14 protein-coding genes are annotated in these 13,097 nt (G+C 43.9%); 12 read left to right on the top strand and 2 right to left on the bottom strand.

The features are described 5' to 3' along the window. The first annotated feature begins 223 nt into the window (after positions 1–223). From CRO04_RS23550 to queF, 7 genes are all read left to right on the top strand, one after another. Positions 224–970, top strand: a complete 747-nt coding sequence (locus CRO04_RS23550) for a MurR/RpiR family transcriptional regulator (RefSeq protein ID WP_166432663.1) — start codon at positions 224–226, stop codon at positions 968–970. A gap of 127 nt (positions 971–1,097) precedes the next feature. Next, complete coding sequence (locus CRO04_RS23545) at positions 1,098–2,474, top strand: 6-phospho-beta-glucosidase (RefSeq protein ID WP_097006694.1); 1,377 nt, start codon at positions 1,098–1,100, stop codon at positions 2,472–2,474. Positions 2,475–3,205: 731 nt separating this feature from the next. Then, positions 3,206–3,643, top strand: a complete 438-nt coding sequence (locus tag CRO04_RS23540) for a 6-pyruvoyl trahydropterin synthase family protein (RefSeq protein WP_097006693.1) — start codon at positions 3,206–3,208, stop codon at positions 3,641–3,643. After that, positions 3,630–4,298, top strand: coding sequence for a putative 7-carboxy-7-deazaguanine synthase QueE (queE, locus tag CRO04_RS23535; RefSeq protein WP_097006692.1), 669 nt, complete (start codon positions 3,630–3,632; stop codon positions 4,296–4,298). Before CRO04_RS23540 ends, queE begins: the two co-directional genes overlap by 14 nt. A gap of 20 nt (positions 4,299–4,318) precedes the next feature. Next, a complete protein-coding gene (folE, locus tag CRO04_RS23530) occupies positions 4,319–4,885 on the top strand; it encodes a GTP cyclohydrolase I FolE (protein WP_097006691.1) in 567 nt (188 codons plus the stop codon). Positions 4,886–4,918: 33 nt separating this feature from the next. After that, positions 4,919–5,608: a 7-cyano-7-deazaguanine synthase QueC gene (gene queC / locus CRO04_RS23525; protein WP_097006690.1), complete on the top strand. Its 690-nt coding sequence runs from the start codon at positions 4,919–4,921 to the stop codon at positions 5,606–5,608. A 2-nt stretch (positions 5,609–5,610) separates the two neighbouring features. After that, positions 5,611–6,108, top strand: coding sequence for a preQ(1) synthase (queF, locus tag CRO04_RS23520; protein ID WP_097006689.1), 498 nt, complete (start codon positions 5,611–5,613; stop codon positions 6,106–6,108). Positions 6,109–6,110: 2 nt separating this feature from the next. Here queF and CRO04_RS23515 read toward each other — a convergent pair whose 3' ends face one another. Both CRO04_RS23515 and CRO04_RS23510 read right to left on the bottom strand, forming a co-directional pair. After that, a complete protein-coding gene (locus tag CRO04_RS23515) occupies positions 6,111–7,073 on the bottom strand; it encodes an aromatic acid exporter family protein (protein WP_097006688.1) in 963 nt (320 codons plus the stop codon). A gap of 24 nt (positions 7,074–7,097) precedes the next feature. Next, positions 7,098–8,423 carry an esterase/lipase family protein gene (locus tag CRO04_RS23510; RefSeq protein ID WP_242974617.1) on the bottom strand — a complete coding sequence of 442 codons (1,326 nt, stop codon included), beginning with the start codon at positions 8,421–8,423 and terminating at the stop codon, positions 7,098–7,100. A 184-nt stretch (positions 8,424–8,607) separates the two neighbouring features. On the opposite strand from CRO04_RS23510, the gene CRO04_RS23505 reads away from it, so the two are divergent. The 5 genes from CRO04_RS23505 to CRO04_RS23490 all read left to right on the top strand — a co-directional run bounded on the left by CRO04_RS23505 (position 8,608) and on the right by CRO04_RS23490 (position 13,089). Continuing rightward, a complete protein-coding gene (locus CRO04_RS23505; protein ID WP_097006686.1) occupies positions 8,608–8,910 on the top strand; it encodes a DUF3892 domain-containing protein in 303 nt (100 codons plus the stop codon). A 173-nt stretch (positions 8,911–9,083) separates the two neighbouring features. Then, a complete protein-coding gene (locus CRO04_RS23500) occupies positions 9,084–9,578 on the top strand; it encodes a MarR family winged helix-turn-helix transcriptional regulator (protein WP_097006685.1) in 495 nt (164 codons plus the stop codon). 25 nt (positions 9,579–9,603) lie between these two features. Beyond that, entirely contained in the window at positions 9,604–10,575 is a 972-nt protein-coding gene (locus tag CRO04_RS27210; RefSeq protein ID WP_330400926.1) for an ABC transporter permease, read from the top strand. A gap of 1 nt (position 10,576) precedes the next feature. After that, positions 10,577–11,251 (top strand): ABC transporter ATP-binding protein, encoded by a 675-nt coding sequence (locus CRO04_RS27205; protein ID WP_330400927.1) that lies wholly within the window; start codon positions 10,577–10,579, stop codon positions 11,249–11,251. Continuing rightward, the gene (locus CRO04_RS23490) at positions 11,248–13,089 is read left to right on the top strand and encodes an ABC transporter ATP-binding protein (RefSeq protein WP_097006684.1); all 1,842 of its coding nucleotides are present in this window, start codon (positions 11,248–11,250) and stop codon (positions 13,087–13,089) included. Before CRO04_RS27205 ends, CRO04_RS23490 begins: the two co-directional genes overlap by 4 nt. Positions 13,090–13,097: the final 8 nt, after the last annotated feature.

Genomic DNA, 13,097 nt, shown 5'->3' with positions numbered 1-13,097 from the left:
TTGGCAGGTAAATGATGTTGCGGCTGGCGAACCTTTCAATGAGTCTTTAGACTCCAGTGCCGGTAACAGGCCCTTATAGGGCCAGAGCAAACCACCGGCTAAGCCGGTGGTTATGATTACGCGGAAATATTGATAAAATACAAAACAGGTTGCTGAATTAAGGACCTGTGTCTTATAATACTTATTAGTAACTATGGGAAGGACTATTAAGAGGTGGCTTGCAATGACATTGTTTACCCGTCAGGTGATGGAACAATTTGGGGAACTGGACTATGAGGTTTACAATTTTATATTAAAAAACAGTGAGAAGATACCGTATATGACAATTCGGGAGGTGGCAAAGGAAGCTCATGTATCGACCACCACCATCACCCGCTTCTGCAGGAAAGCCATGTGCAGCGGGTTTTCAGAATTTAAGGTGCGGTTTAAGTTAGAAAAGGGAAAGAACGGTTCTGTAAAAAAACGATTTGATGTATCTTCTATTACGGATTTTTTTGACAGGGTCAATACAGAGTCTTTTCAAAAACAGCTGGATACGATCGCCGGAGTAATTGCAGGCAAACGGCAGATTATATTCATTGGTACCGGTAATTCGGGAATTATGGCTGAATACGCAAGCCGCTATTTCTGCAATATCGGAATCTTTTCCACAGGGATTAATGGTCCTATGTTTCCGATTAGTCTGGAATTTCCAGAGGAAAGCATCATTATTGTATTGTCTGTGGAGGGGGAGACGAATCTTCTGATAGAAAATTCGTCTATTCTGAAAGAAAGCAGCAGCACACTGGTATCCATTACAAACAGCAGGAACAGCACACTGGCGAGAATCTCAGATTACAACATTTCCTACTACATTCAAAAAGAGAGAAAAGAGACAGATGAGATGAAGGTGGATATCACTTCTCAGATTCCGGCAGTTTATATTGTGGAAGCCTTGGCCAGGCTGACCATGGAAAAGAAACAGGGATAAAACACCCTGTTTTTTTTATGGTACAAATACCAAAACATCAGTGCTTGTGCCCAAAGAGGGCAGATCAGTTCCCTTTCAGAGATTTTTGGAGTATGCTTTTTCTATCAAATACCTGGAGGTAAGTAAGATGAAAGGGAAAATTAAAATAGTAACCATTGGTGGCGGGTCCAGTTATACCCCCGAATTAATAGAGGGATTTATTAAGCGGAAGGATCAGCTGCCTATCGGTGAGATCTGGCTGGTGGATATTGAAGAAGGAAGAGAAAAGCTGGAAATTGTCGGTAACCTTGCAAAGCGGATGGTGAAAGCAGCAGGACTTGACTGGAAAGTTCATTTAACACTGGACCGGAGAGAGGCATTAAAAGATGCAGATTTTGTTTCCACTCAGTTTCGGGTGGGGCTTTTGGATGCAAGGATAAAGGATGAACGGATTCCTTTATCACATGGTGTGATCGGTCAGGAGACTAACGGTGCAGGCGGTATGTTTAAGGCGTTCCGTACAGTCCCGGTTATTCTGGAAATTGTGGAAGATATGAAGGAACTTTGTCCGGATGCCTGGCTTGTAAACTTCACAAACCCGTCAGGTATGGTAACGGAAGCGGTAATGCGTTACGGTAAATGGAATAAGGTGGTGGGCCTGTGCAATGTTCCTATCATGTGCAGAAAGATTGCAGCAGGTGCATTAAAGGAAAAAGAAGAGGATTTGTTTTTCCGGTTCGGCGGTTTAAATCATTTTCACTGGCACAGAGTCTGGAATCATGAGGGGGTTGAAAAAACCGGAGAGGTTCTTGAGGCCGTATACACAAAGCCGGATGGTCTTAAGAATGCCATGCAGGGTCTGAAAAGCTCCGGTGTACAAAACATTCCCAATATCGCTTTTTTAGAAGATCAGATCAGGAATCTGGGAATTATTCCCTGCATGTATCACCGGTACTACTACATTACGGATGACATGCTGAAGGAAGAACTGGAGGCATATGCAAAAGGGCAAACCAGGGCAGAGCTTGTAAAGAAGACCGAAGCAGAGCTTTTTGAGCTTTATAAGGATCCGGATTTAAAGGTAAAACCGGTTCAGCTTGAACAGCGCGGCGGTGCATTCTATTCCGATGCGGCCTGTGAGCTGATTGCGTCCATTTATAACGACAAGAAGACAACCATGGTAGTGAGCACCAGAAATAATGGTGCCATCTCTGATCTGCCGGATGATGTGGTGGTTGAGGTCAGCAGTATGATTACGGCAGGAGGTCCTGTTCCCATCTCCTGGGGCGGCTTTGATTCCTCTACCAGAGGTTTACTGCAGCTGATGAAGGATATGGAACTGACTACCATAAAGGCAGCTGTTACCGGTGATTATGGAACTGCCCTCCAGGCATTTACATTAAATCCACTGGTGCCAAGCGGTAAGATCGCAGGGACGATTCTTGATGAGCTTTTAGTGGCCCATAAAAAGCATCTTCCCCAGTTCCGGGAGAAGATTGCGCAGCTGGAAGCAGAGAGTAAATAAACCCGCCGGTATAGGAAGAGGAGTATTACGGCTGAATGTGTGCAGATTGAGGCAGACAGAAGGGCCGGTATGATCCTCTTCCTGTATTTTGCTTTCCTCAGGCAATCCGTTAACAGGTAACGTGTTTGGGTTTTGAGTATCCTTATGGGGCATAGGCAAAGATCTATCTGCTTCTATGCCCCAAATAGTATAGACGGGGGACATAAAATTGATGAAATGGGACTATTGTAGGGAAAAAAATCATCTATGCCCCGCAAACTCATAAATGCGGGGCATAATTAAACAGCCGACCACTGCTATGCCCCTAACAAGGATTATAATGTATTATAATGTACCCAATAGAGTGGACACGGAAAAAATATTTTATGCCCAATTTTTTGAGCATACCTATTCCGTAGACACGATTTTTTATGTCTCATACCTAAAATTTCTGGCTGGTCCCATGTCAGCACAGACAGTTTGCCCAAAGTCCTTTCAAATGCTCCTTGCCTTGACGCATGGGAAAAACAGTGTTATACTTTTAACCGCATATAAGACAGTTCATTAGTACCATCCTGTCTATAAACAAAACTAGGGCTGATTTTAATATTGTTGGAATGAAAAGTTATCAGAGTTTTATAACTTTTTTTTCGTGCAGATAGAGAAAGCAGGCATAGTCTTATGCCTGCTTTTTTGCGATAATCCGGCAAATATAAAATCCTGCCTCGATATTCGAAAGGACAAAAGGACCCATGTATTACCTAGAAACAGAACAGAGCTTTGATTCCGCCCATTTTTTAAAGGGCTATGAAGGAAAATGCAAAAATATCCATGGTCACAGGTGGAGAGTGGTGATAGAAATTCAAAGCCCGTCACTTCAAAAAGAAGGGCAGACGCAGGGCATGATCGTTGATTTCTCCAGACTCAAAGAGGATCTAAAAGAAGAAACAGATTATTTAGACCATTCCTTAATTATGGAAAAAAATTCGCTAAACCCCAATACACTGCATGCCCTGTGGGACGAGGAATTTTCAGTGATTGAAGTGGATTTCCGCCCCACAGCAGAAGAATTTTCCAGATACTTTTATGAAAAAATGAGTGAGAAGGGGTATCAGGTAAAATCTGCCAGAGTTTATGAGACTCCTGCAAACTGCGCTTCTTACGGGGAGGACAGTCATGGCAGAATATAATGTGGCAGAAACATTTGTAAGCATTAACGGGGAGGGAGTATATGCAGGCCAGCTGGCAGTATTTATCCGTTTTTATGGCTGCAACCTTTCCTGCTCCTACTGTGATACTGCCTGGGCGAAAGATGCCCTGAGACATGGGAGAACCATGAGTGAACTTAATATTTATGAATATATAAAAGAAACGGGTATCAAAAATGTTACGCTCACCGGGGGTGAGCCGCTTATTCAAGATGGCATGAAAGATCTGCTTTCACTTCTTTTATTGGATGAGGAACTTCGGGTGGAGGTTGAAACAAACGGAAGTGTTGATCTTTCCGATTATCAGCGTGAAACAGATGCACTTTCATTTACCATGGATTATAAGCTTCCTGGCAGTGGTATGGAACCCTCCATGCTGTTGTCTAATTTCCATTGTTTAAAGCAGAAGGATACGGTTAAATTTGTTGCCGGGAGCAGAATGGATCTGGAGCGGGCAGTGGAAATCATAGACAGTTATGAACTTTCCGGCCGGTGCCATATCTATTTCAGTACGGTATTTGGCAAACTTTCACTGAGTGATACCGTGGAATTTATGAAGGAGAACCAGTTAAATGATGTGACTCTTCAGCTTCAGATGCATAAGATCATCTGGGGACCTGATGCAGTGGGCGTATAGCCGGAAAGGAGGAACGTGCTGTGGCAATAGATACAGCTGCAATTCAGACTCATGTGAGGGGCATATTAAAGGCGCTGGGAGAGGATCCGGACAGGGAAGGTTTAAAGGATACGCCGGCGCGGGTTGCTAAAATGTACGGGGAAGTTTTTGAAGGAATCAACTATACGAACCATGAAATTGCTGTTATGTTTGGTAAAACATTTGAAGAGGATATAGATACAGCCGGCATGGGAGAGGACATGGTCGTAGTAAGGGATATGGAGGTGTTCAGTTACTGCGAACATCATATGGCGCTTATGTATGATATGAAAGTTGCTGTGGCTTATATTCCAAATGGAAAAGTGATCGGACTGAGCAAAATCGCAAGGATAGCGGATATGGCAGCCAGGCGGCTTCAGCTTCAGGAGAGAATAGGCTCTGATATTGCAGAAATTATGGCAGAAGTTACCGGATCAGAGGATATAGAAGTTATTGTTGAGGGCAGCCACAGCTGCATGACGGCCAGAGGAATTAAAAGTTCAGCCGCCAGGACCAGAACAGTAACATTAAGAGGCCGTTTCCGGTCGGAGCCGGACTTGCGTATTTAGATTTCATATAAGATAGAAGAAAGGGAGAAAAAGATGAAAGCACTTGTATTATTAAGCGGAGGGGTAGACAGTGCCACCTGCCTTGGAATGGCGATTGAAGAGTATGGAAATAAGAATGTCTGCACACTTTCCATTTCCTATGGACAAAAGCACGAGAAGGAGCTGCAGGCTGCCCAAAAAATCGCAGACCACTATGATGTGGAATTTATGAGTCTTGATTTAAGCAGAATATTTGCTTACAGTGACTGTTCCCTATTAACCCGGTCCCATCAGGAGATTCCCATGGAAAGCTATGCAAAGCAGCTTGAATGCAGTGAGGGAAAACCGGTATCCACTTATGTTCCGTTCCGTAACGGATTGTTTCTCTCTTGTGCAGCCAGTATTGCGCTGTCAAAAGGATGCAGCGAGATCTATTACGGAGCTCACAGCGATGATGCAGCAGGGAATGCCTATCCGGACTGCAGTAACTCCTTTCAGGAAGCAATGAACCAGGCTATCTGCATCGGAACCGGAAATCAGCTTAGTCTGAAGGCTCCATTTGTATTATGGACGAAAGCGGAGGTTGTTAAGCTGGGTCTCAAGCTTCGGGTTCCGTATGAACTGACCTGGAGCTGCTATGAGGGCGGGAAGGAGCCCTGCGGCAAATGCGGCACCTGTATTGACCGTGCAGAAGCCTTCGCTGAAAACGGGGTTGCAGATCCGGCACTTAAGAAAGGGGAATAGACATGGCAGGAAGAACAAGGAAAGAAACAGAGGGACTGACTCATCTGGGGAATCAGGGAACTGTCTATGAAACAGATTATAATCCGGGAGTACTGGAGACTTTTTTAAACAAACATCCGGATCATGATTATTTTGTAAAATTCAACTGTCCGGAATTTACCAGTCTTTGTCCAATCACCGGACAGCCGGATTTTGCGTTTATTATAATCTCATATGTTCCAGGTGAACGTATGGTAGAAAGCAAGTCATTAAAGCTATACTTATACAGTTTCCGGAATCACGGTGATTTTCATGAGGACTGCATGAATATAATCATGAAAGATCTAATTAATCTCATGGAGCCCAAATATATTGAAGTCTGGGGTAAATTTACTCCCAGAGGCGGTATCTCCATCGACCCCTACTGCAACTATGGAAAGCCGGGGACTAAATGGGAACAGGTAGCCTGGGAACGGCTTTCGGCCCACGATCTTTATCCGGAGCGTGTGGATAACCGGTAGCATTAACTGCTGTGATTTAAAATAAATTCCCGTTTGATTAAAAGGAGTCTGTGCAGCTGTTTTAAAATATAAAAAAGAATAGCTCTTGCCTCAAATTCGTCTCTGCTTAAAGGGAGCGCGTGATCCTTTAATTCCAGTAAGAGCAGATCTAAATCCTTTAACAGCCCTTCCACCGTGTTGTTTCTGTGATAGCCCTGCTCAATTTTTATCAGAAGCCCGGATACTTCCATTGCTTCCTTCGGCAGACAGGAAATGGAACGGATATTCATGTAAATTTCAGAAAGCAGAATACTTTGCTGTCTGCGCATCTCAATGTAATCGATCTCGTAGGTATCTTTCCGGAACAGCGCATTGTTATAATTGGTTAATGCACTGGTCTTGGCTGCACGTAGTGCCTTTTGAAGGGAGAGAAGATCTGCAGGTGTGCAGCTGCTTTTGTCTTCGGGATAAAGGAAACAGGACATTTGGCTGAGGATTTCTTTGATCTGATGATCCACTTCATCAGAAAGCATCTGGAACTCATTTTTCCGCCGCCTCAAATGCAGATTCACTAAGATTCCAACTGTCGTGCCGATGAAAAAAAGTCCTGCCTCATTGGCGATAAGTGCCATAGCCATGGACCGTTCGGTCAGAAAATGGGTGATAAGAACGGAATCCATGGCAATAGCTTCTCCCCAGTCAGCATAAAAGCAGAGAAGGGCAAAGAGAAATAAATACCCGGCAAATGCAGGCAGGGAAAATCCCAGAATTCCAAAAAGGAGGCGGGCAATTAAGAGTGCACATACAAAGGCCAGTGTCCGGTTCCTTGCGCTTTTTATGGTTTCTTTTTTTGTATTCTGAATGCTGAGTACTGTGATAATTCCTGCAGTAGCGGAATAGCGAAGCCCCAATTCTCCGGCAATAGCAATGGAGAGCACGGCGGCGACAGCAATTTTTAAACTTTTTATAACTGTATCCTTATTCATGATTTCTCCTTCCGGATATTTCTGTTAATATCCCTGTTCTCTCAGCTTATGTACCAGGTCTGTATAAAACCCCATGACATCGAACCCTTCTATATTTTTCCGGGTCAGATCAATGACATCTCCGTGAGAAATCCCCTGTTTTCCCTTCGGTTTTAAAATCCCAAGATTATTTCCCCAGACCATGGAATCTGTGGATACCAGGCCATCGTTGCTTCCTTCACCAAGTAGCCGGATTATAATATAACCAGGGTTTAAAGGGAACATGGCGCTCTTCGGTGACTTCATTTGTGATCCTGCACTCTGACAGAGAACTCCGGGAGCATCTTTCATTAGTTTCCCCAGCCTCACACATTCCCTGTCGGTTAAATCCCTTAGGCCGCTTAAAAAGTCGGGGTTGTCATCTCCAAGAAGAGTAAAGAGGGATTCATATTTTTTCCCGATAAAACGGGCAATTCCCGGAGAGATATGGTCTAAAATCCGGCATACATAATGACAGCCTGCATGAGGAGTGTTAATGGTAGTAATGGAGGCAACATACTGATCCATGCCAAGACAGCTGATTGCGTAACGGCTGTCAAGACCGCCTTTGGAATGGGCAATAATGTTTACTTTTCCACACCCCGTCTTTTTAACGATGTCTAAAATACACGCTTTTATTTCTTCCCCGCATTGTTCCACAGATGCAGAGGACTGGTGATTGCTGTAGTAGACGGAGGCTCCGTGGCGGATCAGTTCATCGGGAATCCGCCCCCAGTAGTTAAAGTTTTTCCAGTCCCGGAAGAATATCCCGTGCACCATTAATATGGGATACTTTGTCCTGCATAATTCTTCCTCTTTCCGTTTCTCATAATACTGCTGTTTTTCCAGTGTGAAGCTATATTCTTTATGTGATACATCAATGAACCTGTGAAGCAGTATGAGATTAACTCCCGGAACCCACCACAAAAACAAAAGGGCTATCCTGTTAAAAAGCCCGAGCTGACCTGAACAGGTGAAGATCCGGATAATACCGTTTATAAGGATAAGATAAAGTAATATGGCACATACGATTCCATTTATAGCAAGGAGCAGAGGCGGCTCCGATTTGTAAAAGGCCAGAAGATATGCGTAAACTGCCAGCTCAAGAAAGAAGCACACGATGGCAGCATTCATCAGTTCACAGCCCCCCTGCAGGATTTTAAGCCTTCGCCCTTTACAAATGGATTTTACTGGCACAAAATGATACCAGAGATAAAAGAGCAGCAGGCAGGTGCAGGATAAAACACGTACCTGTGTGTTTGGCATCAGGGGAGATATCAGGGGGAAATTAAATAAAATCATGAGAAAAAAATAACGGACCATACGTTTCATCAGAGTCAATACACGGCCTCCTTTTTCATCGGTAAATTATAATTCTTTTATTCGCTTAGATCATACCATATTTTTTCTGACAATTTAAGCCTGCATAGAGAAGAATTTTTAAGAGAATAATCCGGGCAATAAATGAAACACTAAAAAAGAAACGGTCAATAAAAGGAAAAGGAGGCAAATGACAATGTCAGAAAATAAAACGAAAGGTGCTGGCGCTGATCTCGCCATGATGGCTCTTGAAGATATTCCTTCACCGAAGGCAGATGCAAAGGAAATAGTTGCGCTGGTAAAACAAAGCGGCCGCATAACCGGATATCAGCTGTCAGATGGAAGGACTCTTAATAAAGAAGAAGGCGTGAAGCTTGCAAAACAGGGAGGAATCCGTGGTGTTGGTGTGGCTTCCAGAAACGGCAGCGAGTATCTAAAATCACTGCCTGATGGAACAGAAAAAAACAATTTGAGTAATTTACCCAAAGTTACAAATTAATAGAATTCCTGAAAAAGGTTCAGTCTCCTCCGGGACTGAGCCTTTTGAATTTTCAAGTGTTAAAAAAACGTAAGGAAAAAAATTGTATATTGACACAGAAACAGGAGAAGTGTAGAATGATGAACGTTGGTAACTGTTAACGGTGTTAAGTATTAATAAGAGGATTGAAATTAATGAATGAAAAAGACGAGTACATAAAAAAGGTAAAGACACATCTTGCAGTTATGATAGGCAAAGGAAGAAAAATTGATAAGATATTCCTGTCCCAGGGCCTGACCCGCCTTGAACTATTTGCGATTCAGCAGATTTACCAGGCCACAAACGGGGATCAGGAGAATAAAGGAATCTATGTATCAGTACTGGCAAAAAATATGGATATCGTTTTATCCTCTGCCTCACGGACCTTAAGATCTTTAGAAAAGCAGGGGCTGATATCCAGGAAAATTGATCCGGAAAACAGAAGAAATATATGTGTCATGCTCACGAAAAAAGGGGAGTTTGTCAGGAAGCAATGCCTGGAAAACGTAAATCTGCTGGTGAGCAGGGTCGTCGATGACATGGGAATGGAAGAAATGGATCAGCTGATTGTATTGTGGAACCGCTTTATTGATCAGATGGACAAGGAAGTAAATAAGATGACAGAAGAAATGAATAAAAAGACAGAATGATGAAACAGGAAAAGAGGGAACTGACTTGAATGTATTTTTCCGGTATTTCAAACCCTATCTGATCTCTTTGGCAGCAGTCATGCTGCTGCTGTTCGGGCAGGCTGCATGTGGTTTATCCCTTCCGGATTATATGTCTGATATCGTAAACAAGGGTATCACATCGGGAGACACGATATACATAATCAAAGCAGGATTTCAGATGATGGGAATCGCCTTTATCAGTGCGTTCTGCACGGTAATTGTGGGATTGATCGGAGCCAGAATGGCAGCAGGCATCTGCCGGAATCTGCGGCAGGATGTGTTTACGAGAATTGAGGGATTTTCCAGTGCGGAGATGGAGAAGTATTCCACCTCCTCGTTAATTACAAGAACCACCAATGATATTACCCAGATCCAGCAGCTGATTGTCATGCTGGTCCGAATCGTATTTTATGCCCCCATTCTTGGAATCGGTGGTGTGATTCATGCGCTGGAAAAGGATAAATCCATGTCATGGATCATCGCATTAGCGGTGGGATTGCTGCTTGTGATGATTTTTTCCATGATGATGGTGGTTATGCCCAGGTTTCAGTATGTGCAAAAATTAATCGACCGGTTAAACCTCGTGGTCCGGGAGAGTCTTGACGGAACTCTGGTAATCCGTGCATTTAATACCCAGAGATTCGAAGAGAAGCGATTTGATAAGGTGAATGCCAGGCTGACGGGCACGAATCTGTTTGTAAACCGGGTCACCTCCGGTATGATGCCTTCCATGATGCTGATTATGAATCTGACCAATCTTTTAATTGTCTGGGTCGGCGCGAAGGCAGTATCCGGATTCCGGATGAAGGTAGGAGATATGATGGCATATATGCAGTATGCCATGCAGATTATCATGGCGTTTTTAATGATGGCGATGATGTTTATTATGATTCCAAGAGCCATTGTATCCATAAAGAGGGTGGTTGAGGTTCTGATCCTTTCACTATCCGGATGCGGACGAAGCGGTTCTTCATGATATTTCATTTACGGCACTGCCGGGGCAGACAACGGCCTTTATCGGTGCAACCGGAAGCGGAAAAAGCACACTGGTCAATTTGCTTCCCCGCTTTTACGATGTGACGGAAGGGGAGATATTGATTGACGGCATTGACATCAGAAACTGGCCGCTTAAAAAGCTTCGGGATATGATTGGGTTTGTTCCCCAGAAGGGGATTTTATTCTCCGGAACCATTGAGAGCAATCTAAAATATGGAGACAGAGGAGCCAGTGACGAAGAGGTGGAGGAAGCTGCCAGGACAGCCCAGGCAGAGGAATTCATCAGTTCCAGGCCGGAGGGCTTTCAGACAGAGATCTCACAGGGAGGCCAAAATGTGTCAGGAGGACAGAAGCAGCGGCTTTCCATAGCCAGGGCACTGGTAAAAAAGGCATCCGTCAATGTGTTTGACGACAGCTTCTCCGCTCTGGATTTTAAAACAGATGCAAAGCTTCGCGCAGCACTGAAAGAAAAAACGAAAGACAGCGCCACCATTCTGGTGGCACAGCGAATCAGCACCATTATGAATGCGGATCAGATTATTGTTCTGGATCAGGGCAGAATTGCTGGAAAAGGGCCTCACCGGGAACTGATGAAAACCTGTGAGGTGTACCGGGAAATTGCGCTGTCACAGCTGAGTGAGGAGGAACTGAAATGAGTGAAAAGAAATCCTCAGGCATGCCCATGGGCAGAGGCGGCGGACTTGGCCAGAAGACGGAAAAAGCAAAGAATTTTAAAGGCACCATGCTTCATCTTGCCACCTATCTGAAGCCTTATAAAATTTCCGTAATTATCGTGCTCTTATTTGCCTGCTGTTCTTCCGTATTCTCAATCGCAGGACCCAAGATTTTAGGAAAGGCAACCACCAAGCTTTATGAAGGCCTGATCGCCTGGGCCATGGGAACCGGTTTGCTTACCGATTTCCGTTATATCAGAAACCGTCTGCTGCTTTTAGTTGTCCTCTATGTTGTATCAGCTCTCTTTTCCTATCTGCAGAGCTATATCATGTCAGGGGTCAGCATGAAGATTACCTATGAGCTGCGCAAAAACATCTCGGAGAAAATGAACCGGCTTCCGTTAAATTATTACGACACCAGAACACATGGAGAGATTCTCTCAAGAATTACCAATGATGTGGATACGGTAAACCAGACGTTAAATCAGAGTCTGACCCAGATGATCACATCGGTGACAACCTTAATCGGTATTGTAGTTATGATGCTGTCCATCAGTATCCGTATGACTCTGGTTGCAGTTCTTGTATTGTTTGTTTCCATGGGACTGATCGTTACGGTAGTGAAAAAATCCCAGAAATTTTTTGCCCAGCAGCAGAAAAGCCTGGGTAATCTAAACGGTCACATAGAGGAAATCTATGCAGGCCATCATGTGGTCCAGATTTTTAACGGAGAGAAAGAGGCCATTGAAAAATTCCGGCTGATAAATGATAAGCTTTTCGGGTCTGCGTGGAAATCCCAGTTTTTATCAGGAATGATGATGCCCATCATGTCCTTTGTCAGCAACCTTGGATTCGTATGTGTCTGTCTGCTGGGTGGATATTTAACGGTGAAAAAAGTCATTGAGATCGGTGATGTCCAGGCATTTATACAGTATATGAGATCGTTTATGCAGCCAATCTCACAGATTGCCAATGTTTCCAATACCCTTCAGTCTACAGCTGCTGCTGCAGAGCGTGTATTTGAATTTTTAGCAGAAGAGGATGAAATCCGCGAAACAGAGAGCCCTGTTGTATTAAACCAGGTTCATGGAAATGTGGAATTTAAAAATGTCTGCTTTGGCTATCAGCCGGATACAACGATTATCAATCACTTTTCCTCTCAGATTGATGCAGGGCAGACTGTAGCAATCGTAGGTCCCACAGGAGCAGGAAAAACCACTGTAGTAAAGCTGCTGATGCGGTTTTATGAGCTTAATTCCGGTCAGATCCTGATAGACGGACATGACAGTCTTACATTTACCAGAAGGGACTTACGTTCCATGTTCGGCATGGTTCTGCAGGAAACCTGGCTATATAATGCTACGGTAATGGATAACATCCGTTACGGTAATTTTGATAAATCGGATGAAGAAGTAATATCTGCAGCAAAAGCTGCTCATTGCGATGAATTTATAAGGACTCTTCCCGGAGGCTATCATATGGTGATCAATGAAGAATCCAGTAACTTATCCCAGGGGCAGAAACAGCTTCTAACCATTGCCCGGACCATTCTGGCAGATCCTAAGATCCTGATTCTTGATGAAGCAACCAGCTCCATTGATACACGAACAGAGGTCTTTATCCAGAAAGCCATGGATAAATTAATGAAAAACAGAACCAGCTTTGTTATCGCCCATCGGCTTTCCACCATCCGGGATGCGGATATGATTCTGGTTATGAAGGATGGCGACATCATAGAACAGGGAAATCATGAAACACTGCTTGAAAAGAGAGGATTTTATTCCGATCTGTATCACAGCCAGTTTGCAGAACAATCATAGCGGAGGAA

The sequence above is a fragment of the Lacrimispora amygdalina genome (assembly GCF_900205965.1).
GTDB classification, from domain to species: Bacteria; Bacillota; Clostridia; order Lachnospirales; family Lachnospiraceae; genus Lacrimispora; species Lacrimispora amygdalina_A.
Note: the sequence above shows the minus strand (reverse complement) of the source record. Positions and strands in the feature narration are given on the sequence as shown.